Annotated in this window: 19 protein-coding genes; 10 read left to right on the forward strand and 9 right to left on the reverse strand. The window is 59.5% G+C overall.

Annotated features, from left to right (window positions below):
• Nucleotides 1–59 precede the first annotated feature (59 nt).
• Genes ABLU96_RS10095 through narI form a run of 4 tightly spaced genes read left to right on the forward strand, consistent with a single transcriptional unit; the run spans nucleotide 60 to nucleotide 6,713 of the window.
• Nucleotides 60–3,800: a nitrate reductase subunit alpha gene (locus ABLU96_RS10095; protein WP_064407256.1), complete on the forward strand. Its 3,741-nt coding sequence runs from the start codon at nucleotides 60–62 to the stop codon at nucleotides 3,798–3,800.
• Nucleotides 3,797–5,341: a nitrate reductase subunit beta gene (gene narH / locus ABLU96_RS10100; RefSeq protein ID WP_004101903.1), complete on the forward strand. Its 1,545-nt coding sequence runs from the start codon at nucleotides 3,797–3,799 to the stop codon at nucleotides 5,339–5,341. The genes ABLU96_RS10095 and narH overlap by 4 nt, the downstream gene beginning before the upstream one ends.
• The gene (gene narW / locus ABLU96_RS10105) at nucleotides 5,341–6,036 is read left to right on the forward strand and encodes a nitrate reductase molybdenum cofactor assembly chaperone (RefSeq protein WP_014229273.1); all 696 of its coding nucleotides are present in this window, start codon (nucleotides 5,341–5,343) and stop codon (nucleotides 6,034–6,036) included. The genes narH and narW overlap by 1 nt, the downstream gene beginning before the upstream one ends.
• Nucleotides 6,033–6,713 (forward strand): respiratory nitrate reductase subunit gamma, encoded by a 681-nt coding sequence (narI, locus tag ABLU96_RS10110; RefSeq protein WP_014838419.1) that lies wholly within the window; start codon nucleotides 6,033–6,035, stop codon nucleotides 6,711–6,713. Before narW ends, narI begins: the two co-directional genes overlap by 4 nt.
• A gap of 148 nt (nucleotides 6,714–6,861) precedes the next feature.
• Here narI and nhoA read toward each other — a convergent pair whose 3' ends face one another.
• From nhoA to ABLU96_RS10130, 4 genes are all read right to left on the reverse strand, one after another.
• Nucleotides 6,862–7,707 carry an N-hydroxyarylamine O-acetyltransferase gene (nhoA, locus tag ABLU96_RS10115; protein WP_014229271.1) on the reverse strand — a complete coding sequence of 282 codons (846 nt, stop codon included), beginning with the start codon at nucleotides 7,705–7,707 and terminating at the stop codon, nucleotides 6,862–6,864.
• A gap of 76 nt (nucleotides 7,708–7,783) precedes the next feature.
• Nucleotides 7,784–9,439, reverse strand: a complete 1,656-nt coding sequence (locus ABLU96_RS10120; protein WP_064404863.1) for an iron ABC transporter permease — start codon at nucleotides 9,437–9,439, stop codon at nucleotides 7,784–7,786.
• Between the two features lie 282 nt (nucleotides 9,440–9,721).
• Nucleotides 9,722–10,690 (reverse strand): ABC transporter substrate-binding protein, encoded by a 969-nt coding sequence (locus ABLU96_RS10125; protein WP_064404861.1) that lies wholly within the window; start codon nucleotides 10,688–10,690, stop codon nucleotides 9,722–9,724.
• Entirely contained in the window at nucleotides 10,687–11,391 is a 705-nt protein-coding gene (locus ABLU96_RS10130; RefSeq protein WP_025107867.1) for an ABC transporter ATP-binding protein, read from the reverse strand. Before ABLU96_RS10130 ends, ABLU96_RS10125 begins: the two co-directional genes overlap by 4 nt.
• Nucleotides 11,392–11,601: 210 nt before the next feature.
• Here ABLU96_RS10130 and ABLU96_RS10135 point away from each other — a divergent pair, with 210 nt between their 5' ends.
• On the forward strand, nucleotides 11,602–12,183 hold the full coding sequence (locus tag ABLU96_RS10135) for a flavin reductase family protein (RefSeq protein ID WP_004850682.1): 582 nt from the start codon (nucleotides 11,602–11,604) through the stop codon (nucleotides 12,181–12,183).
• 146 nt (nucleotides 12,184–12,329) lie between these two features.
• Here the strand turns inward: ABLU96_RS10135 and ABLU96_RS10140 are convergent, their stop codons facing one another.
• Nucleotides 12,330–13,151, reverse strand: a complete 822-nt coding sequence (locus tag ABLU96_RS10140; RefSeq protein ID WP_014229266.1) for a helix-turn-helix domain-containing protein — start codon at nucleotides 13,149–13,151, stop codon at nucleotides 12,330–12,332.
• A gap of 203 nt (nucleotides 13,152–13,354) precedes the next feature.
• Here ABLU96_RS10140 and ABLU96_RS10145 point away from each other — a divergent pair, with 203 nt between their 5' ends.
• The 3 genes from ABLU96_RS10145 to ABLU96_RS10155 are packed head-to-tail and all read left to right on the forward strand — an operon-like array spanning nucleotide 13,355 to nucleotide 17,984.
• Nucleotides 13,355–14,926, forward strand: a complete 1,572-nt coding sequence (locus ABLU96_RS10145) for a family 78 glycoside hydrolase catalytic domain (RefSeq protein WP_049069857.1) — start codon at nucleotides 13,355–13,357, stop codon at nucleotides 14,924–14,926.
• A 26-nt stretch (nucleotides 14,927–14,952) separates the two neighbouring features.
• Entirely contained in the window at nucleotides 14,953–16,335 is a 1,383-nt protein-coding gene (locus tag ABLU96_RS10150) for a glycoside-pentoside-hexuronide (GPH):cation symporter (protein WP_064404859.1), read from the forward strand.
• A 44-nt stretch (nucleotides 16,336–16,379) separates the two neighbouring features.
• Nucleotides 16,380–17,984, forward strand: a complete 1,605-nt coding sequence (locus ABLU96_RS10155; RefSeq protein ID WP_048263006.1) for a carbohydrate porin — start codon at nucleotides 16,380–16,382, stop codon at nucleotides 17,982–17,984.
• Here ABLU96_RS10155 and ABLU96_RS10160 read toward each other — a convergent pair.
• From ABLU96_RS10160 to ABLU96_RS10175, 4 genes are all read right to left on the reverse strand, one after another.
• Nucleotides 17,981–18,205: a hypothetical protein gene (locus ABLU96_RS10160; protein WP_064404858.1), complete on the reverse strand. Its 225-nt coding sequence runs from the start codon at nucleotides 18,203–18,205 to the stop codon at nucleotides 17,981–17,983. The genes ABLU96_RS10155 and ABLU96_RS10160 overlap by 4 nt on opposite strands.
• Nucleotides 18,206–18,342: 137 nt before the next feature.
• Nucleotides 18,343–18,570 carry a tautomerase PptA gene (gene pptA / locus ABLU96_RS10165; RefSeq protein ID WP_004850668.1) on the reverse strand — a complete coding sequence of 76 codons (228 nt, stop codon included), beginning with the start codon at nucleotides 18,568–18,570 and terminating at the stop codon, nucleotides 18,343–18,345.
• A gap of 69 nt (nucleotides 18,571–18,639) precedes the next feature.
• Nucleotides 18,640–19,257, reverse strand: a complete 618-nt coding sequence (locus ABLU96_RS10170) for a glutathione S-transferase family protein (RefSeq protein WP_046877306.1) — start codon at nucleotides 19,255–19,257, stop codon at nucleotides 18,640–18,642.
• 125 nt (nucleotides 19,258–19,382) lie between these two features.
• Nucleotides 19,383–20,387 carry a LacI family DNA-binding transcriptional regulator gene (locus tag ABLU96_RS10175; protein ID WP_029946962.1) on the reverse strand — a complete coding sequence of 335 codons (1,005 nt, stop codon included), beginning with the start codon at nucleotides 20,385–20,387 and terminating at the stop codon, nucleotides 19,383–19,385.
• Nucleotides 20,388–20,691: 304 nt separating this feature from the next.
• Between ABLU96_RS10175 and ABLU96_RS10180 the strand changes: the two genes are divergently transcribed.
• Nucleotides 20,692–21,888, forward strand: coding sequence for an L-talarate/galactarate dehydratase (locus tag ABLU96_RS10180; protein ID WP_048263004.1), 1,197 nt, complete (start codon nucleotides 20,692–20,694; stop codon nucleotides 21,886–21,888).
• Nucleotides 21,889–22,064: 176 nt separating this feature from the next.
• Nucleotides 22,065–23,375: an MFS transporter gene (locus ABLU96_RS10185; RefSeq protein WP_064404856.1), complete on the forward strand. Its 1,311-nt coding sequence runs from the start codon at nucleotides 22,065–22,067 to the stop codon at nucleotides 23,373–23,375.
• Nucleotides 23,376–23,391: the final 16 nt, after the last annotated feature.

Genomic DNA, 23,391 nt, shown 5'->3' on the forward strand with positions numbered 1-23,391 from the left:
CCGGCCTGGGGATCGTACGGTCTTTTCAGGCCGGACATTATCGGAGCAGGAGGAAGGTCATGAGTAAACTACTGGATCGCTTTCGCTACTTTAAGCAGAAAGGCGAGAGCTTTGCCAACGGCCACGGTCAGGTGTACAACACCAACCGCGACTGGGAAGACAGCTACCGTCAGCGCTGGCAGTTCGACAAAATCGTCCGCTCAACGCACGGCGTGAACTGCACAGGCTCCTGCAGCTGGAAAATTTACGTCAAAAACGGGCTGGTCACCTGGGAAACTCAGCAAACGGACTACCCCCGCACCCGCCCGGACCTGCCCAACCACGAACCCCGCGGCTGCCCGCGCGGCGCAAGCTACTCCTGGTACCTCTACAGCGCTAACCGCCTGAAGTATCCGCTGGCGCGCAAGCGGCTGATTGCCCTATGGCGCGAAGCGCTGGCTCAGCACCCGGACCCGGTGCAGGCGTGGGACAGCATCATGCAGGACCCGGTCAAAACCCTCAGCTACAAGCAGGTACGCGGCAAAGGCGGGTTTATCCGTTCAAGCTGGAAGGAGCTGAACCAGCTGATTGCCGCCGCCAACGTCTGGACCATCAAAAACTACGGCCCGGACCGCGTGGCGGGCTTTTCGCCGATCCCGGCGATGTCGATGGTCTCTTACGCCGCCGGCACCCGGTATCTGTCGCTGCTCGGCGGCACCTGCCTGAGCTTCTACGACTGGTACTGCGACCTTCCCCCCGCCTCGCCAATGACCTGGGGCGAGCAGACCGACGTTCCCGAGTCCGCCGACTGGTACAACTCCAGCTATATTATCGCCTGGGGCTCCAACGTCCCGCAGACCCGAACCCCGGACGCCCACTTCTTTACGGAAGTGCGCTACAAGGGCACCAAAACCATCGCGATTACCCCGGACTTTTCGGAGGTAGCCAAGCTCAGCGACCAGTGGCTGGCGCCGAAACAGGGTACCGACAGCGCGCTGGCCATGGCGATGGGCCACGCGATCCTCAAAACGTTTCACCTTGATAACCCGAGCGATTATTTCCTCAACTACTGCCGCACCTACACCGATATGCCGATGCTGGTGATGCTTGAGCGTCGCGAGGAGGGTTTCTACGTTCCCGGCAGGATGGTCCGCGCCGCCGATCTGGTTGACGATTTGGGCGAAAGCAATAACCCGGAGTGGAAAACAGTCGCCTATAACAGCGCTGGTGAACTGGTGGCGCCCAACGGTTCGATTGGCTTCCGCTGGGGAGAGAAAGGCAAATGGAACCTTGAACAGCAGGCCGCCGGGCAAGCCATTGAACTCAGACTATCGCTGCTGGATAGCCGTGACGACGTGGTGACGGTGGGCTTTCCCTACTTCGGCGGCAACGAAAACCCGCACTTTCGCAGCATCAAGCAGGATCCGGTGACGCTGCATCAGCTGCCGGTTAAGCAGCTCCCGCTGGCCAACGGTGAATCCGGCCTGGTGGTTAGCGTCTACGATCTGATTCTCGCCAACTACGGACTCGATCGCGGTTTAGACGATCCCAACGCCGCGCAGGACTTCAGTGAGATGAAAGCCTATACCCCGGCGTGGGCCGAACAGATTACCGGCGTCCCGCGCCAGCACATCGAGCAGATCGCCCGTGAATTTGCCGATACCGCGCATAAAACCCACGGACGGTCGATGATTATCCTCGGCGCCGGCGTCAACCACTGGTACCACATGGATATGAACTACCGGGGGATGATCAATATGCTGGTGTTCTGCGGCTGCGTCGGCCAGAGCGGCGGCGGCTGGTCGCACTATGTCGGTCAGGAGAAGCTGCGTCCGCAAACCGGCTGGCTGCCGCTGGCGTTCGCCCTTGACTGGAATCGTCCGCCGCGCCAGATGAACAGCACCTCCTTTTTTTACAATCACGCCAGCCAGTGGCGCTATGAAAAGCTGACCGCCCGGGAGCTGCTGTCGCCGCTGGCCGATGCCAGCCAATTCAGCGGCCATCTGATCGACTTTAACGTTCGCGCCGAGCGCATGGGCTGGCTGCCCTCCGCGCCGCAGCTGGGCGTCAACCCGCTGACCATCAAGGCGCAGGCCGCCGCGGCCGGACTGACTCCCGCCGACTACACCGCCCGGGCGCTGAAGTCCGGCGAGATCCGCTTCGCCTGCGAACAGCCGGATAACGGCAAAAATCATCCACGTAATCTGTTTATCTGGCGCTCCAACCTGCTGGGCTCCTCCGGCAAGGGCCACGAGTATATGCTCAAATATCTGCTGGGCACCGACAGCGGTATTCAGGGCGATGAGCTGGGCGCCAGCGATGACGTGAAGCCCGAAGAGGTGGAGTGGCAGACCGCGGCCATCGAAGGCAAGCTCGACCTGCTGGTGACGCTCGATTTCCGCATGTCCAGTACCTGCCTGTTCTCCGATATCGTTCTGCCGACCGCCACCTGGTATGAAAAAGACGATATGAACACCTCGGATATGCATCCCTTTATCCACCCGCTCTCCGCCGCCGTTGACCCGGCGTGGGAGGCGAAAAGCGACTGGGAAATTTACAAAGATATCGCCAAAACCTTCTCCGAGGTCTGCGTCGGCCACCTCGATAAAGAGACCGACGTTGTGCTGGTGCCGCTGCAGCACGACTCCCCGGCGGAGCTGTCGCAGCCCTTCGACGTGCTGGACTGGCGGAAAGGGGAATGCGAGCTGACGCCGGGTAAAACCGCGCCGTCGATTGCCGTCGTTGAGCGCGATTATCCGGCGACGTATGAGCGCTTTACCTCCCTCGGGCCGCTGCTCGACAAACTGGGCAACGGCGGTAAAGGCATCACCTGGAACACCCAGAACGAGGTCGACTTCCTCGGCAAGCTTAACTACGTCAAGCTTGATGGCACGGCCAAAGGTCGTCCGCGCATCGACAGCGCCATTGACGCCTCGGAAGTGATCCTCGCCCTCGCCCCGGAAACCAACGGCCAGGTGGCGGTCAAAGCCTGGCAAGCGCTCGGCGAGTTTACCGGCCGCGAGCATACGCACCTGGCGCTGAATAAAGAGGATGAAAAAATTCGCTTCCGCGATATTCAGGCCCAGCCGCGCAAAATTATCTCCAGCCCGACCTGGTCCGGCCTCGAGAGCGAGCATGTTTCCTACAACGCCGGCTATACCAACGTCCACGAGCTGATCCCCTGGCGCACCCTTTCCGGCCGCCAGCAGCTGTATCAGGATCACCCCTGGATGCGCGCCTTTGGCGAAAGCCTGGTGGTTTATCGTCCGCCCATTGACACCCGCAGCGTCAGCCAGATGAAAGCGATTCCGCCTAACGGCTTCCCGGAAAAAGCGCTCAATTTCCTGACGCCGCACCAGAAATGGGGCATCCACTCCACCTACAGCGAAAACCTGCTGATGCTGACCCTGTCGCGCGGCGGGCCGATCGTGTGGATCAGCGAAACCGACGCTCGCGAGCTGGGTATTGAAGATAACGACTGGATCGAGGCCTTCAACGCCAACGGCGCGCTCACCGCCCGCGCGGTGGTCAGCCAGCGCGTACCGCCGGGGATGACCATGATGTACCACGCGCAGGAGCGCCTGATGAATATTCCGGGCTCGGAAGTCACCGGACGGCGCGGCGGGATCCATAACTCGGTCACCCGCGTGTGCCCGAAACCGACCCATATGATTGGCGGCTACGCCCAGCTGGCTTACGGTTTCAACTACTACGGCACCGTCGGCTCCAACCGCGACGAGTTCATCATGATCCGCAAAATGAAAAATATTGACTGGCTGGATGACGAAGGTCGCGATGGGGTACAGGAGGCGAAAAAATGAAAATACGTTCACAGGTCGGTATGGTTCTCAATCTCGATAAATGCATCGGCTGTCACACCTGTTCCGTCACCTGTAAAAACGTCTGGACCGGACGCGAAGGGATGGAATACGCCTGGTTTAACAACGTCGAAACCAAACCGGGCATTGGCTATCCGAAAAACTGGGAAGATCAGGAGGTGTGGGAAGGCGGCTGGGTGCGCGATGTTAATGGCAAAATACGCCCGCGTCTGGGCGGCAAAATGGGCGTCATCACCAAAATTTTCGCCAATCCGGTGATACCGCAGATCGACGACTACTATGAACCCTTTACCTTTGATTACCAGCATCTGCACAACGCGCCGGAGGGAAAACACCTGCCCACCGCCCGTCCGCGTTCGCTTATCGACGGCAAGCGGATGGATAAAATCATCTGGGGCCCCAACTGGGAAGAGCTGCTCGGCGGCGAGTTTGAAAAGCGCGCCCGCGACCGTAACTTCGACAAGATTCAGAAGGAGATGTACGGCCAGTTTGAAAATACCTTCATGATGTATCTGCCGCGCCTGTGCGAGCACTGCCTGAACCCGAGCTGCGTCGCCACCTGCCCCAGCGGCGCCATCTACAAGCGTGAAGAAGACGGCATCGTGCTGATCGACCAGGACAAATGCCGCGGCTGGCGTCTGTGCATCAGCGGCTGCCCGTACAAGAAAATCTACTTCAACTGGAAAAGCGGCAAATCGGAGAAGTGCATCTTCTGCTACCCGCGTATCGAGTCCGGACAGCCCACCGTCTGTTCAGAAACCTGCGTGGGACGTATCCGCTACCTCGGCGTGCTGTTGTACGACGCCGACCGCATTGAAGAGGCCGCCAGCACCGAGCGCGAAACAGACCTCTACGAGCGGCAGTGCGAGGTGTTCCTCAACCCCCACGACCCGGCGGTGATTGAAGAAGCGCTGAAACAGGGGATTCCACAAAACGTGATTGATGCCGCCCAGCGCTCGCCGGTGTACAAAATGGCGATGGACTGGAAGCTGGCGCTGCCGCTGCATCCGGAATACCGCACCCTGCCAATGGTCTGGTACGTGCCGCCGCTGTCGCCGATTCAGTCCTACGCCGACGCCGGCGGTCTGCCGAAAAGCGACGGCGTGCTTCCGGCCATCGAAAGCCTGCGCATTCCGGTGCAGTATCTCGCCAATATGCTCAGCGCGGGCGATACCGGCCCGGTACTGCGCGCGCTGAAGCGCATGATGGCGATGCGTCACTACATGCGCTCGCAAACGGTGGAAGGCGTCACCGATACTCGCGCCATCGAGGAGGTGGGCCTGAGCGTTGAACAGGTCGAGGAGATGTACCGTTATCTGGCGATCGCCAACTACGAGGACCGCTTCGTGATCCCGACCAGCCACCGCGAAATGGCGCGCGACGCCTTCCCCGAGCGCAACGGCTGCGGCTTTACCTTCGGCGACGGCTGCCACGGCTCCGACACCAAATTCAACCTGTTCAACAGTAGCCGCATTGACGCCATCAACATCACCGAAGTACGCGATAAAGCGGAGGGCGAATAATGCAAATCCTCAAAGCGATCGGCCTGCTGATGGAGTACCCGGATGAGTTTCTTTGGCAGTGCAAGGACGAGGTGCTGAGCATGGTGCGTCACGACGCCCCTGTGCTCAACGACTTCGCCGCTGAGATGCTGAATGCCCCGCTGCTGGACAAGCAGGCCGAATGGTGCGAAGTGTTCGACCGGGGCCGCGCCACGTCGCTGCTGCTGTTTGAACACGTGCACGCCGAGTCTCGCGACCGCGGTCAGGCGATGGTCGACCTGCTCGCTCAGTATGAAAAGGCGGGCCTGGTGCTCAACTGTCGCGAGCTTCCCGACCACCTGCCGCTGTATCTGGAATACCTCAGCATCCTGCCGGAAAACGAAGCGCGCGAAGGTCTGCAAAACGTCGCGCCGATTCTGGCGCTGCTGGGCGGGCGGCTGAAGCAGCGCGGTGTCCCCTGGTATCAGCTGTTTGACGCCCTGCTCAGCCTCGGCGGGATCCCGCTATCAAGTGACAGTGTCACGCAGCAGGTCAACAACGAGTCCCGCGATGACACCCGGCAGGCGCTGGATGCGGTCTGGGAAGAAGAACAGGTGAAATTTATCGAAGACAACGCCACGGCCTGTGACAGCTCACCGTTACAGCAATATCAACGACGCTTTAGCCAGGACGTGGCGCCGCAGTACGTCGACGTCAGCGCGGGAGGCCCGAAATGATACAGTATCTGAACGTCTTTTTTTACGACATCTACCCCTACATCTGCGCGACGGTCTTTTTTCTCGGCAGTTGGCTGCGCTATGACTACGGCCAGTACACCTGGCGCGCCTCCTCCAGCCAGATGCTGGATAAACGCGGGATGGTGATCTGGTCGAATCTGTTCCATATCGGCATACTCGGCATTTTCTTTGGCCATCTGTTCGGCATGTTAACGCCGCACTGGATGTATGCCTGGTTTTTACCCATTGCGGTCAAGCAGCAGATGGCGATGGTGCTCGGAGGCGTCTGCGGCGTTCTGACGCTGATTGGCGGCGCCGGTTTGCTCTGGCGTCGTCTGACCAACCAGCGCGTTCGCGCCACCTCGACCGCGCCGGACATCATCATCATGAGCATTCTGCTGATTCAGTGCCTGCTCGGGCTGAGCACCATCCCTTTCTCGGCGCAGTATCCGGACGGCAGTGAAATGATGAAGCTAGTGGGCTGGGCGCAGGGCATCGTCACCTTCCGCGGCGGCTCGTCAGAAATGCTCAGCGGCGTGGCCTTTGTTTTCCGCGTGCATCTGGTGCTGGGGATGACGATTTTCCTGCTGTTCCCGTTCACCCGGCTGGTTCACGTCTGGAGCGCGCCGTTTGAATATTTCACCCGCCGCTACCAGGTGGTACGTTCAAGACGCTGAGCAAAATCCGCAATCATCCCGGGTCGCGGCAAAAACGCCTAACCCGGGCGACAGGATCGCCCCGTAGCCCGGCTATGCGTAGCGCAAGCCGGGTAACATCCCCGTTTGACCGTCACCCCTTATCCAGCCAACGGTTCCTGAACGATATTTATTTTCCGGCCTCGGGATGGGTATCAAACGCCGCCATCACCGCCGCCAGCTCCGCTTCGCTAAAGCCGTATTTGGCATCATCCACGCCGAGGCCAAAACGCGTTTGCAGCGCCTCATACAGCGCCGGAACGTCCGCTAAATCGAGCTTTTCGACGACGTGGTTTTTATCCCAATGGGTAAAGTGGAAATTGGTTAGCGTCATTTTGCCGCCGTCCGGCAAGTGGCGGCACATCAGCAGATGATGGCGGAAGTGCGACTGCGGCCAGTGCGCCGACCAGAAGTTGCCCATCACATAGTCGGAAGCGTACTGGCGACCTAAATCAAAATGGTACATCGACTGCCAGTGGCCGTGATGGCTGAACTGCAGCGCCCACTCTTCCCCTTCGTAAATCAGGCGATATTCGCCGTGCGGGGTGGATTGTTCTATATCTGCCAGCAGCTTAATCGGCGCGGTCAAGGTCTGGCCGCCGAAACCAACGTCGGCAATCCAGCGTTCCCCCTCTACCTCCACCAGCAGCAGCCGATGGGTACGCGGCGGCATATGCGGCGGATTGGCCAGCACCACGCGCCCCAGAAGGCTGCGCACGGTAAAGCCGATCTCGCGCAGCGCTCTTTCCAGCAGGCCGTTTTGCTCGAAGCAGTAGCCGCCGCGACGACCGTGAATCAGCTTCTCTTCGAGGGTGCGATCGTCGAGATGTATCTCTCTGGGCAGCAGCACATCCAGATTTTCAAAGGGGATCGCGCCGTTATGGTGAATATGCAGTTCGCGCAGGGTGTGAAGTGAAACGTCCGGGGTGCCCGTCCAGCCCAGACGAGAAAAATAGGCGCTTAAAAAGGGACTCATCAATGCCTCCAGCAATCGGTGTCCGACATTTATAGCCTGTTTTTCCCGCCTGACCAGCTATTTTGTGCGATCGTATTTATCCGCGCGTACCCCGCTGCATCAGCGCCAGCGCGCAGAGCATCAGCCCCAGACCGGTAAAGAGCGTCAGCGATGCCATTGCCATTCCCTCTCCCGCCGAGCCCTGCTCAAACTGGCGCCAGATAAACACCGCGACGGTTTGCGTCCCGGCCGGCGCAAGCAGCAACGAGGTCACCAGCTCGCGGGAGGCAACGGCGAACACCATCAGCATCGCCGCCAGCAGCGCCGGAAAGACCAGCGGAAGAACGATCAGTCGCAGCGCCTGCAGTGCCGTTGCGCCGTGCACCCGCGCCGCGGGTTCGAGATTATTGCCAAGCTGACGCAGCGCGCTGCTGACGTAGCGCACCGGCCAGGGCAGCAGCAGACAGCAGTAGGAAAGCAGCAGCATAAACCAGGTGTTGTAGGGGGACACCGGCCAGAACGGCTGGTTCCACAGCAGAATCAGCCCGACGCCCACCACCACGCCCGGCAGCGCCGCCGGCAGCAGCGATAGCGCATCAACAAAGGCGCTCCCCTTCATTTTTTGCACCACAACCAGCCAGGCGGCGAGCAGCCCCACCAGGCCGACAACCCCTGCCGAAGCCAGCGCCAGCGAAAGGCTGGTTGCCAGTGCCGACAGCGCGTCGCCCTGCTGAGCAAACAGCGCGGCAAAATGACGAAGGGTAACATTGTCAGCGTGGATACCGCCCGACAGCGTGCTCATCAGGCTGGTCAGCACCATCGACGCGCCCGGCATCACCACCGCCAGCCCCCCGACGCCCGCCATCACTAGCACCGCCGGAAGCGTCAGCCAGCCCAACTCCGCCCCGCTATTCTCTCCCGGCTTGCCGGTGACGCTGGTGACCTCTTTATCGCCGTTCAGCCGTTTTTGCAGCCACCAGGCCAGCAGCGCCACCGCGATCAGCAGCAGCGAAAGCAGCGACGCGCCGGGCAGATCGACAGGCCAGTCGGCGAGCTTTTTCTCAATGCCTACGGTCAGCATGACCAGCCCTGCCCGCGACCCCAGGGCCGCCGGAACGCCGTACTCTTCAATGGCAAGGGTAAACGCCAGCAGCATCCCCGCCGCCAGAGCCGGAGAAAGCATCGGCAGCGTGATGTGCCAGAACGCTCGCCAGGCGCTGGCGCCGTGCACCCGGGCGACAATCGCCAGCCGCTGACCGCTGGCCAACAGGCTGCGCGAAACGGCAAAATAGACCACCGGGAAAATATTGAGCGTCATCACCAGCACAATCCCGGAACGGCTAAAAAGCAGATCGTTGAGATCCCAGCCGGTCAGCTGCTGGAGATAGCCATGACTTTGCAGCATCAGCATCCACGACAGCGCGGCAATATAGGGCGGCGTCAGAAACGGGATCAGAAAGAGCAGATCCCACAGCCGCGGCAGCGGGATAGTAAACAATCCCCGCAAGACGCCCAGCGGTAGACCGATGACCACGCTCATCAGCGCCACGCCGCAGGCCACCCACAGGGTACCGCCGAGCATCGTCGGCAGCTGCGGGTCGGCAATCAGCGTTGATACGCCGCTAAACGCGCCGCCCAGCGAACCGGCGCTAAACTGGGGAAAAATTGCCTGGAGGACAATAAACAGCAGCGGCAATGCCACCAGCACCAGCAGCGCCGCCAGCGTGCCCGCTGAAATAAGTCTCTGTTTCACGGTATATTCCTGGATACGATCTTACCCGGCTCGCGCTACGCTTAGCCGGGCTACGGGGTCACAGCCGTCTGCGGTCCGGTAGCCAGAACAGGCGCGCCAGCGCCGCCTCCGGGGAATGTGCCCGGGCTGATGCCCAGGCGTTGCCTCTTCCCGGCTCGCGCTGCGCTTAGCCGGGCTACGAGGTCACAGCCGTCTGCGGTCCGGTAGCCCGGACAGGCGCGCCTGCGCCGCCTCCGGGGAACGTGCCCGAGCCAACTTTCGAAGCCCGGGGGAAAAGTCGGTTTACTGGGCGAAAAGCGTATTAAAGCGGGAAAGCACCGCGCTACGTTCGCTATTGCCCTCGCCTGCGGTCGGCAGAATTTTCAGCTCGTTGAGCAGCGGGCGCTTCGCCTGAACATCGCTGCGGGCGGGCATAAGCCAGGCGTCGGCGACCAGCGCCTGGCCTTCCGGCGACAGCACATAATCAACGAAGGCTTTTGCGTCGTCAGCATGCTGGCTGGTTTTGAGGATCATCATCGGCCGCGGTGCAATGACCGTGCCGCTGGCCGGGAAAATCACCTTTAGCGATTCGCCCTGATGGATATTGCCGTAAGAGACATAATCAACCGCGCCGAATACCGCCGCTTTCGCCCCCTGCATCACCGGCGTCACCGCCTGGGCGTTCGGCCCGCTGACCACCATGCCATTCTTCTTTAACGCATCAAACAGCGCCCAGGCTTTATCGCCCATGCCATTCTGTAACCCGATCAGCAAATCCAGCGACGCGCCGGAAAGTGCCGGGTCCGGCGTCGTCACTTTGTCTTTGAACGCCGCTTCGGTCAGGTCGCGCCACTCTTTCGGCTCCGGAGTGCCGCTTTTGGTATTCCAGACGATCCCCAGGGCCGAAATACCCTGAGCAACGTAATCGGCGGATTTCAGGTTCGCCGGGACCTTATCGGCATTGGCGCTCTGATACGGCAGCAGCCAGCCGCGGTGATGCAAATCTTCCGCCGTATCCCACGAGGCGGAAATCAGCACATCCGCCTGCGGGTTAGCCTGCTCGGCCTCGAGACGCGCCATCACCTTACCGGTGGTGGCCTGGAAAATATTCACCTTAACGCCGGTTTTCTTCTCATAGCCGCTGGCAAGGTTTTTCGCCAGCGAGCCCGGCCCGGCGGTGTAGACGGTGAGCGCCTGGGCGCTGGAGATCGTGGTGGCGGACAACATCATCGCGAGCGCGGCTCCTTTGGTAACGGTGATAACGGTTTTCATACGGATTCCCCTGAGGTTGAAGTCACGTCGCGGACGGCGGCAATGCAGCCCGCAGATAAATGAATAATTTTGTCGGCCAGCAGTTCGGCTTCGCGACGGTCGTGGGTGACGTAGACAGCAGTGATGCCCAGCTGGCGCAGCAGGCGGCTCATTTCGAGGCACAGCGACTCGCGCAGCTCGCTGTCGAGATTGGAGAGCGGCTCATCGAACAGCAGCACGCGCGGTTCTGCGACGATGGCGCGGGCCAGCGCAACGCGCTGCTGCTGACCGCCGGAAAGACCCGACGGTTTGCGGTCGGCGAACCCGCTGAGACCGACCATCGCCAGCGCCTCCTCGACCCGTTGCTGTCGCTGCTGACGCCCGACGCCGCGCATACGCAGCGGGAAAGCCACGTTCTGCGCCGCCGTCATGTGCGGCCACAGGGCGTAATCCTGAAAGACCATGCCGAGATCGCGCTGCTCCGGCGGCAAGCCCCAGCCGGTTTTCGCCACCAGGCGATCGCCAAAGTGAATGCTGCCGCTGGCGGGTACGGTTAATCCGGCGAGCAGGCGCAGCAGCGTGCTTTTACCGCAGCCAGAAGGCCCCAGCAGCGCAACAATGCTGCCCGCATCGATATGCAGATCGATCTGATTAAGCACGGTGTGAGCGCCGAAGGCGAAAGAAACGCCGTCGAGTTTAATGCTGGTAAGCGCGCGCATTATCGCCCTCCCGTTGGGAAAGCGAGACTCTGCCCGCGGTCAACATCCGCCGGCGCGCGCTCACCTGAGACAAATTCAGGGGAGCTAACATATTGTTATCCTCTTTGGGACTTAGTGACGCCGACTATAGGGACCCTCGATGACGTATTGATTACATTTTCATTGCGGATTAACGTGTTGTCTGGCATCAGACCCATTTACCAAGGAACGCATATGAGCCGTTTTCGCCACGTGGAACTTCAGTACGCCAGTCGCCTGCTCAACCATGGCCCAACAATTTTGATAACCAGCTATGACGCCCACTCTCAACGCCGTAACGTCATGGCCGCCGCTTGGTCGATGCCGGTGGAGTTCGCTCCGCCGAGGCTGGCCATCGTGGTAGATAAAAGCGCCTGGACGCGGGAAATTATTGAGCGCAACGGCGCATTTGGCATCGTCGTTCCCGGCGTCGAGGCCGCCAGTTGGACCTACGCGGTCGGCAGCATCAGCGGACGCGATGAGGATAAATTTAACGCTTACGGCATCCCGGTCGTGCAAGGTCCGGAGCTGGGCTTGCCGCTGATTGAAGAGAAGTGTCTTGCATGGATGGAGTGCCGACTGCTGCCGGCAACAGCGGCTCAGGAGCAGTACGATACGCTGTTTGGCGAAGTGGTTTCCGCCGCCGCCGATGAGCGCGCGTTCGTCAGCGGACGCTGGCAGTTCGACGACGATAAGATCAATACCCTCCATCATCTCGGCACCGGCAACTTTGTTGCCAGCGGCCGCCACGTCCGCGCCAATACCCCGGAAGAATAGCCCCCGCTCGCCTCCGGGGCAATTCTTCACCACCCTGCGCGTCTCTCCCGGGGGCGGCGCACAGCGCCTTGCCCGGGCTACCGGACCGCAGACCGCTGAGGGCGCGTAGCCCGGACAGATGCGCAGCATCGCCTCCGGGAGGTGAACTAGCGCAGCAAACGCCGCCGGTCTTCGCTGGGCGTCAGGCCAAAGACCTTTTTATATAAGGTGGTAAAGTGGTTGCTGTTGGCAAAACCGCATAAATAAGCCACTTCGGTAATCGTCATATCGGTCTCGCGTAATTTGACGCGCGCCGAAACTAAGCGCAGACGCTTTAAATAATTATCCGGCGTCAATCCCGTCGCCTCTTTAATATGGCGAAAAGCGGTCCGCGTGGTCAGGTGGAATTTCTCCGCCAGCTGCGGCCAGTTATGTTCTTCAAAACAGTGCTCCTGTAGCCAGGTCAGCAATTTATGCAGCTTATATTTGGTGGTGCTATATTCGGCTTCGGTTTCCGCATGCAGAATCGTCGTCACCAGCTGGAAAAAGGCGGCTTCGCGCAGGGCAATATTTTGCCCCCGCCGCAGCTCGGCAGAAAATATTTTATCTACCAGTTCCTTGCAGATATGGCGGGTATCCGGCGCCAGCCAGCCGTAGCAGGAAGCCTTTCGTGCGGAGAACGTCTGCAATAAGGTGTCGAGAGGCTGTAAATAATGAAATTCTACCAGTGGGTTAATTAATACGTTAATTAACTTAAGCGTTCCCAGCTCATCATAATAGTGAACATCGCCCGGCTGAACGTAAAAAACGTCGCCCTGCTGAATATATAATGGCCGGCCATTAATAACGTGTAAGCCGTGCCCTTCTTCAACGATCACCAGTTCAGCAAACTCGTGACTATGTTCATGGCTATTATCTTCCGGATCGCTGGCGTACATTCCCAGCTTATCCTGCGGATGGGTGAAATAATACTCAACGGTTAGCATCATCGATCGGGTCCAAAACGGCATACGGCGCAGGGGCAAGATAATGCATTTAACCGGCCGCCACGAGCAAGATTTATGGAATTGTGATCGGCGACCCGCTCATCTCATTATCAGTGCCATTTTGCCAGATGCATTGGCATTGCCAGAGTGGTTGCCGCGGGCGGCGGCGTCTTATGCTGCGGACAAATCAACACAGAGGACGCAGTATGTCACAGGCAATTCAGCATAATTCTCAGGTCATGATGACCCGCCACCCGAATTTTTTACGTACCGCCGAGGCGCTCCGGCCCGCGCTGAGTCGTCAGGCACACCCACCGATCGCGGTAGTCGAAGCCCACGCCGACGCCGCGGCGCTCTTCGGCTGGCGCGCCGAGCCGGTGAGCACCCTGGCCGCGCTTTACCAGCGCGAGCTGAGTAGCGGCGATAGCGTCATTATTGATTTTGGCAGCCACTACGTTGGCTACCTGCATTTTCTCTGCCAGAGCGCCGGGAGTCCGCCGGACGCTCCGGCCCATCTGCAGTTGACCTTCGGCGAAACGCTGAGCGAAGTGTGCGAACCGTTCAGCGACTATCAGGGCTGGCTCAGCAGCAGCTGGCTGCAGCAGCAGGATCTGTGGCTTGATGTCCTGCCCGCCGAAATTGACCTGCCGCGCCGCTACTGCTTCCGCTATCTGAAGGTGGAGGTCAAAGCCGTTTCGCGCAAGTTTCGCCTGCAGTTCACCCAGATTGAGGTTAACGCGGTCACCTCGGCCAGCGGCGCATGCCCGGCGGCGACAACCTCCGACCCGCAGCTCCGGGCCATCGATAACGTTGCCGTGCTGACCCTGCAAAACTGCATGCAGGAAGTATTTGAAGATGGCCCCAAACGCGACCGCCGCCTGTGGCTCGGCGATTTACGTCTGCAGGCGCTGGTCAACGATGTCACCTTCGCACGCCACGATCTGGTGCGCCGCTGCCTGTACCTTTTTGCCGGGCATACTCGCGAGGACGGCATGGTATCGGCCAACGTGTTCGTGCAGCCGGATGTCATTGCGGACGATACCTTTCTTTTTGATTATTCATTGTTTTTTGTCGACGTCCTCTACAACTATCTGCAAAGCGCGGAGGATATGGCCACGGCCCGCGAGCTGTGGCCCACGGCGCGTCGTCAGGTAGAACTGGCGCTGACCCGCTGCGATGCCTCCGGCATTGTGCGCGATAGCGACGACTGGTGGGTGTTTATCGACTGGCAGGCGTCGCTGAATAAACAGGCGGCGGCGCAGGGGGTACTGATTTACTGCCTGCAGCGCGCTATCTGGCTGGCGGAGCGTTTCGAACCTGAGCTGGCCGCAAGCTATTGCCAGCGTTTACAGCAGCTCAAAGCGGCGGCCCTCGATGCGTTATGGGACCCGCAGCAGGGCTTTTACGTCAGCGGCGCCCGGCGGCAGGTCTCCTGGGCATCGCAAATCTGGCTGGTGCTGGCGGAAGTCGGCACGCCGCAGCAGCGCCGGGAGATCATGCGCAACCTGGAGAAAAATCCCCCCGCTGTCGCCATGAATACACCCTACCTGCGTCATCACTATATCGCCGCCCTTCTGCAGTGCGGGCTGCGCGACGAGGCAATTGCGCAGATCAAAGCCTACTGGGGAGCCATGGTCGACTACGGCGCCGATACCTTCTGGGAAATCTTCGACCCGGCGCATCCTGATTTTTCCCCTTATGGCAGCAAACTGATAAACAGTTATTGCCATGCGTGGAGCTGCACCCCGGCCTGGTTTATTCGCCAGTACGGACTTTAACAACAACGATAAGCGAGTGTATTTTTATGGCAGAAACAACCTTTACCCTGTGGCGGCAGCGCCTTGGCTATGGCATCGCCGACCTCTCCTGCAACCTCGTGTGGCAGATGATCTCTCTTTATCTGATGTTCTTTTACACCGACGTGATGGGCCTGCCCGCCTATTACGTTGGCCTGATGTTTCTCGTGACGCGTCTGGTGGATGGCGTTGCCGACGTGCTGATGGGGCTGGTTATCGACAATACCGCCACCCGCTGGGGACGCTGTCGTCCGTATCTGCTTATTGGCGCGATCCCCTTCGGATTGCTGTGTATTCTGGCCTTCTACGTGCCGGATTTCGGCACCACCGGTAAGCTGATCTACGCTTTTATCACCTATCTGTGCCTGTCGTTTCTCTATACTATCGTCAACATTCCGTTTTGCGCCATGCTGCCGTTTCTGACGAACGACTCGCGGGAACGCACCACGCTGTCGGCGGTGCGTATTCTGCTCGGCTCGCTCGGCGCGACCATCGTCGCGGTCGCCACTCTGCCGCTGGTTGGCGCGCTGGGGAAAGGCAATCAGCAGCACGGCTTCTTCTACACGGCGGTGGTTTTCGGCGTTATTGCCACCTTCTTCCTGCTGGTGAGCTTCCGGAACGTTAAGGAAAATATCAGCATTACGCAGGAGCGCATGACCTTAAAACGCGCCTGGGTCAGCCTGCGCGCCAACCGGCCGTGGTTCGTCTTCGCCATCAATATTTTCCTGATGTGGGGCGCGTTTTTCTTCCAGACCGGGGCGCTGGTCTACTTTTTCCATTATTACGTCGGCAATAACGATCTCACGGCGATCGTCGCCGGGATCTCCACCTTCGTTCCTCTGCTGGGTACCCTCACCGTGCCGCTGCTCGCCAGCCGGATGAAAAAGCGCCACGTTTATCTGGTCGCCAGCGCGATCAACCTGGTCGGCATGGGCATGATGATGGCGGCAGGCGTTAACAGCTGGGGCCTGGTTGCCGGTGCGGTGGTGCTATCGCTTGGCGCCGGACAGCGCACGGCAATTTACTTCTCCATGCAGGCCGATCCGGTGGATTACGGGGTGTGGAAAACCGGCATCAATACCGCCGGCATTTTGACCTCTGTCAACGGCTTTCTTGGCAAGGTGGCTATGGCGGGCGCGGGCGCTATTACCGGGGTACTGCTCTCATCCGGCGGCTATATCGCCAACCAGGCCCAAAGCGACGGCGCGATGCTGGCGATAAAAGCCTGCTACCTCTATATCCCGGCGCTGCTGATTGTCGCCTCAATGCTGTGGATTGGCCGCTTCTATCGCCTCGACGACCAGTATGAACAGATCCGCGCCGACCTTGATGCCGGACGCCGCGCGCCGTCGGACGCGTCGTCAGTCGCCGGAGAAAACCACGCCCTGTAAGGCGCAGCACACCCTTCATACCTCTGAAAAAAATAAGGATTAATATGCGTATCTCTTTGATTAGCGCGGCGGTTTGCTGCGCCCTTTTTTCGGCTTACGGCGCAAATGCGGCTCCGCTCACCGTCGAACAACGGCTGGCGCTGCTGGAGGCCCGGCTTAATCATGCGGAGCAGGAGGCCGGAGAGGCTAAACGTCGGGCGCAGCAGGCGGAGCTGCGCACCAGCGCGGCAGAACAGCGTGCGGCGGCGGCGGAAAAACAGGTGCAGACGTTAAGCCAGCGCACCGATGCCACGGAGCAAAAGCAGCAGGCTGCCGACAAACAGCTGGCGAAAACCCGCCTTACCGACGGCTTTGAATTTAACGCCTACGCCCGCTCCGGAATGCTGGTCAACAGCCACGGCAAAGGCGCGCGCGGCGGCCCGGGGATCTCGCCGGCCAGTTCGCTCAACGGTGACGCCCACGTTGGCCGTCTCGGCAATGAGAAAGATAACTACGTGGAGCTCAGCTTCGGCAAAAAAATGACCTTCAGCGACGGGTCGTGGGCGCACTTTAAAACCATGCTTGCCGACGGCGCGACCAACCCGGATCCGTGGGTGCAGGATAACGACAGCCACCATCTGAACGTGCGCCAGCTGTACGTCGAGATGGGTAATTTCGCCGATTTTTCCGGGCCGTTCAGGAGCGCCTCCATCTGGGCGGGCAAGCGTTTCGACCGCGATAACTTCGATATCCACTTTACCGATAGCGATATTATGTTCCTCGGCGGTACCGGCGGCGGGATCAATGACGTCAACTGGAACAGTACGCTGCGCGGCGATTACTCGGTCTATGCGCGCAGCTTTGGCGATCTGGGCAGCGATAACTATCAGGATAACGATATACAAAACCTGATGTTTACCGCCAACCACTTCTGGAACAACTGGCAGCTGATGACCACGGCGATGACCGCCCAGGGTAACGATGACCTGAAAGATACGACGTCGACGACCGGCAGCTACGCCCTGCGCAGCGATAATACGGCGAAAAACGGCTACTACGCGATGCTGGCGTATCACGACAAACAGCGGTTTTATGGCCTGGCGCCGGGCGTTTCGGAGAGCGCCCTGCAGTACGGCGGCGGGCTGGGCGCCGAAGCGCGGCAGCCGGGCAGCGACGGCGATCTTACCGAAAACGCCAAATCTCTGCGCTTTGCGTCATACGGTATTTTGCCGCTGGGGAAAAACTGGCAGCTTGCGCCATCGGTTATCGCCCAGCATAGCGAAGACCGCTATCGCGACGGGGACCGCTACGATTGGGCAACCTTCAACCTGCGGGTTTCCCAGGGGATCACCCGCAACTTCGCCCTGCTGTACGAGGCGTCCTGGCAATATATGGACCTGAATCCCAACGGCCGAACCTATCGCTACGACAGCGGCGTGCATCAATACCAGGCGGTGAGCGGCGATTTTTACAAGCTGACCTTCGCCCCGACGTTTAAAGTGGGCGATGTATTGGATATTAAAGCGCGGCCGGAGATACGTTTCTTTGTTACGTGGATGAACTGGGATAAAGATCTGGATCGCTACGCGATCAACGATGATTTCGGCAGTAAAGGCTTTACCGCCGGCGGAAACTGGAACTTTGGCGTGCAGACGGAGATTTGGTTCTAATACAGCAGCCCACGCGCTTCTTCCCGGGGGCGGCGCAGAGCGCCTGCCCGGGCTACCGGACCGCAGATCGCCGGGAACGCGCAGCCCGGACAGATGCGCAGCATCGCCTCAGGGAAATTCTGCCACTCCGCGCTCTCTCCCGGGGGCGGCGCAGAGCGCCTTGCCCGGGCTACCGGACCGCAGATCGCCGGGAACGCGTAGCCCGGACAGATGCGCAGCATCGCCTCCGGGAAATTCTGCCACTCCGCGCTCTCTCCCGGGGGCGGCGCAGAGCGCCTGCCGGGCTACCGGACTGCAAACCGCCGGGAACGCGTAGCCCGGACAGATGCGCAGCATCGCCTCCGGGAAAGAAACCGGGTTACATGCTATAGCCCGGTTTCTTAATCAACTGTTCCATCTGCGGGGCGATTTCGCTGTCCCACACCTGCTGCCAGTCGCTCGGCTCAACCTGCTTCAGGGCCACGCTCACTGAACTCTCTTTGCTGTTGAGGTGGCGAATCAACACCTCGGTAATATCGGCGGCCAGCGCCGCTTTTTGTTCATCATTCAGGTCGCGGGGAAAACATTTAATATCAACGTGCGGCATAGCAGGCTCCTTTATTGTCTGGACGATAAAACTAGCATAACCCGCGTCATCCGGATCGCTTTTTGTACTTTAAATCAGCTCGTTGCGGCGCAGAACGGCTTCGAGTTTGGGATGGCGATACACCGCATCCGCCACGGCGACGAATTTTGGCGTCTGCGCCGCAAACCACTCCCGGCGCGGGCCCCAGGCGCACATCGCCGCAATATAGCAGTCCAGCAGGGTTATTTCCGTCCCCAGCGCATACGGCGCGGCGGCAAGCTGCTCCTCCAGCCACAGATAGAGCGATTTGCGATAGCTGATGCAGCTTTCCCGCAGCTGGTCTGGCGCATCGGCGGCCCAGCGCTCCGGGTAATCCGCAAAGGTAAAGGTGGGATAGACGTTCGCCACCAGCCAGATGAGCAGACGCTGAAAGGCATGCCGCTGCGGCGATCCCGGCGCCGGAGCCAGATCCGGTCGAACGTCGAGGATCATCAGGGCAATCGCCGCGGTTTCGGTCATCACGCTGCCGTCTGCAAGCGTCAGGGTCGGCACCTGACACAGCGGGTTTATCTTTTTGAGGCGGTCGCGCTGCGGGCCCGGCTGGTCAAAGCCCTCAACGTTAACAAAATGGTACGGGATATCGGCCAGCGTCAGCATCAGTTCGCTAATTGTTGAGCCCCAGCCGGGTACGCCATAGACGGTGATCATATTCTGCGCCCTCGATGAATTTGCCGCTCAGGAACAGAGCGGCGACGGGTTTAGCAATTTTGCAGTATAGATTTGATTACGCCATGCCGCTATTGAGGCCCCCTCGCACATGCGAAACGGCAGAGCTACGCCGACTCGCGCGCCACCAGGTGAAAGCCGATATCAATAATCGCTTCCCCTTCTTCTCCGCCCTCTATGCGGTCGGCAAGCAGCGTGGCCGCCTGCTCGCCGATGGCATGACGGTCGACGCTGACGGTGGTGATGGCCGGACGGTTGCTGGCGGCGAAGTCCAGATCGCCAAAACCGATCACCGCCAGATCCTGCGGCACGCGCAGCCCCCGGCTTTCGGCTTCCATAATCGCCCCCTGGGCAAGGGTATCGGAGCTGCAGACGATAACGTCAAACTCGCCGCCGGCGAGCAGCTCGGCCAGCCCGCGACGCCCCAGCGCCAGCGATGCCGGAAGCGGCACCTCGACCTGCGGCGCATCGTCAATGCCGTTTTTGGCCAGCCGGGCGCGGAGCCCCTGCTTTCGCAACGTCGCGCGCGCATCGCCAGCCCACAGCAGACCCGGGCGGCGGTAGCCTTTTTCCAGCAGGTACTCGCCAATGGTTTCGCCGACTTTTTCATGCGAAAAACCGACCAGCATATCCAGCGGCGTCGGGGTGAGATCCCAGATTTCCACCACCGGCGTGGCGGCGTTGAGGATCGTCTTCTTCAACGCCGGGGCGTGCTGAATGCCGGTCAACACCACGCCATCCGGACGCCGGGAGAGTAAGGTTGCTACCAGCTCGGCTTCGGTCTGTCGGCTGTAGCCCGCCACGCACAGCAGCATATGGTAGCCGCGCGCCGCCAGGGTATCGCTCAGCGCCTGGATGGTATCGACAAACATATTGTTATTGATTTGCGGCACCACCACGGCCACCAGCTTGCTGCGCCTGGAGGCCAGGCCGCCGGCCAGCGCGTTAGGGATATAGCCCGTTGCCTGCACCGCCTGCATCACTTTCTCGACCGTTTTTGGCCTCACCAGCTGCGGCGTATTCAGCGCCCGGCTGACCGTCATCGACGACAATCCGGCGCTACGGGCTACGTCATCCAGCGTCGGCGCGCGCGTCGGTTTTCTGCTTTTCACGACTAAGCCCCTGTGTTGAGTCGTTTTCTGTGGGCATTATTGATGATGGCCCACGCAATTGCCAGCGCTCACCTCGACATCCTCAATAGAATCAAATACCTGAAACACAAAATGTTATCGCTATCATTTTGATTTGTGATTTTTCACAAACCTTTTTGGATCGTGACCTGCGCTGCATAATTTTACCCTTTATAACCGCTAATTGTGATCGTTTGTACAAATTAAAATCACTGTCGTAGCGCCAGGATAATTTCAGGATTAAAAATGTTAGCGCAAACATTTTACCACTAAAAAGGAACTGACTATGACCTCGAGCGCTAATTCCGAGTCCGTGACCTACGCCAAAGCTTCCGGCGTCAAAACCGCCGCTGAAACCGGCGACCGCATTGAACACGTCAAACTGTCGCTGGCCTTTCTGCCGCTGGCGACCCCCGTTAGCGATGCAAAGGTTCTGACCGGTCGGCAAAAACCGCTTACCGAAGTAGCGATCGTTATCGCGGAAATCCGCTCCCGGGACGGCTTTGAAGGCGTTGGCTTCAGCTATTCCAAGCGTGCGGGCGGCCAGGGCATTTACGCCCACGCCAAAGAGATCGCCGATAATCTGCTCGGCGAAGACCCGAACGATATCGACAAGATCTACACCAAACTGCTGTGGGCCGGCGCATCCGTTGGCCGCAGCGGTATGGCGGTACAGGCCATCTCCCCTCTTGATATTGCGCTGTGGGATATGAAAGCCAAACGCGCCGGACTACCGCTGGCGAAACTGCTCGGCGCGCACCGCGATTCCGTTCAGTGCTACAACACCTCCGGCGGCTTTCTGCATACGCCGCTGGATCAGGTGTTAAAAAACGTGGCTATCTCCCGTGAGAACGGGATTGGCGGGATTAAGCTGAAGGTCGGTCAGCCGAATACCGCCGAAGATATTCGTCGCCTGACGGCGGTGCGTGAGGTGCTGGGCGATGACTTCCCGCTGATGGTGGACGCCAACCAGCAGTGGGATCGCGAAACCGCCATCCGCATGGGGCGCAAAATGGAGCAGTTCAATCTGATCTGGATTGAAGAGCCCCTTGACGCCTACGATGTTGAAGGCCACGCGCAGCTCGCCGCCGCGCTGGATACGCCGATTGCCACCGGCGAGATGCTGACCAGCTTCCGTGAACATGAGCAGCTTATCCTCGGCAACGCCAGCGACTTTGTCCAGCCGGATGCGCCGCGCGTCGGCGGGATCTCCCCGTTCCTGAAGATTATGGATCTGGCGGCGAAGCACGGTCGCAAGCTGGCCCCGCACTTTGCGATGGAGGTACACCTGCATCTCGCCGCCTCCTACCCGCTCGAGCCGTGGCTGGAGCACTTCGAGTGGCTGAACCCGCTGTTTAACGAACAGCTGGAGCTGCGCGACGGGCGGATGTGGGTTTCCGAACGCCACGGTCTGGGCTTTACCCTGAGCGAACAGGCCCGCCGCTGGACCCAGCAAAGCTGCGAGTTTGGTAAACGCCCTTAACCGAATTCCCCGGATGGCGGCGTAAGGGCTACAGGCCCCGTAGCCCGGGCAAGGCGCGTCAAGCGGCGCATCTGTCCGGGCTACCGGTCCGCAGATGACTGGAATCCGTAGCCCTGCCGGGGAAATACCTCTTATTGACTGTACCCACAATAAACAACCCTGCAAAGGAGTTGAAGATGACTACCCCCTTAAAACGCAGCAACGTGCGTTACGGCATATTACTGTTTTTATTTCTGGCTACCGTATTTAATTATGCCGACCGGGCTACGCTGTCCGTCGTCGCGCCTATTATGAGCAAAGAGCTAGGCTTTGATCCCGAGGCGATGGGGCTGGCCTTTTCAGTTTTTGGTATCTCCTACGTCATTATGCAAATACCCGGCGGCTGGCTGCTGGATAAATATGGTTCGCGGCTGGTCTACGGCTGCGCGCTGATTGGCTGGTCGATCGTCACCATGTTTCAGGGAACGATCTATCTGTTCGCCAGCCCATTGATCGTACTGGTGATTCTGCGTCTGATGATGGGCGCGATTGAAGCCCCCGCCTTCCCCGCTAACAGCCGTCTCAGCGTACAGTGGTTTCCCAATAAAGAGCGTGGATTCGTCACCTCGGTCTATCAGGCCGCGCAGTATATTTCCCTGGGAATTATTACGCCGCTAATGACGATTATTCTGCATAATTTAAGCTGGCACTACGTATTTTATTATATTGGCGCTATCGGCGTGGTGCTGGGAATATTCTGGCTGGTAAAAGTAAGAGATCCCTCTCATCATCCAAAAATTAACCAACAGGAGCTCGACTATATTCGCGAAGGCGGCGGCGAGCCGGAATTAGGTACGAAAAAAACGCAGCAGAAATTAACCCTCGCGCAGATTAAAAGCGTCTGCGTCAATCGCATGATGATCGGCGTGTATATCGGCCAGTTCTGCGTAACGTCCATTACCTGGTTCTTCCTGACGTGGTTTCCCACCTATCTCTACCAGGCCAAAGGTATGTCGATCCTCAAGGTCGGTTTTGTCGCCAGTATCCCGGCCATTGCCGGATTTATCGGCGGACTGCTCGGTGGGGTATTCTCAGACTGGCTGCTCAAACGCGGCTACAGCCTGACGACCGCCCGCAAGCTGCCGGTGATCTGCGGCATGCTGCTCTCCTGCGTGATTGTCGTCGCCAACTACACCATCTCAGAAGTGGTGGTGATCGCCGCCATGAGCCTGGCCTTCTTTGCTAAAGGTTTCGGTAACCTCGGCTGGTGCGTGCTGAGCGACACCTCGCCGAAGGAAATGCTGGGAATTGCCGGCGGGGTTTTCAACATGTGCGGCAACCTGGCGAGTATTATCACGCCGCTGGTTATCGGCGTGATCCTCGCTAATACCCACTCCTTTGATTACGCCATCCTGTACGTCGGTTCCATGGGCGTGCTGGGCCTGTTCTCCTATCTGTTTATCGTCGGGCCGCTGGATCGTTTGACGCTGACCCCGCGCGCCGCCTGATTTAAAACCCTGGCGA

Source organism: Klebsiella sp. CN_Kp106 (genome assembly GCF_040064575.1).
Taxonomy (GTDB): Bacteria; Pseudomonadota; Gammaproteobacteria; order Enterobacterales; family Enterobacteriaceae; genus Klebsiella; species Klebsiella michiganensis.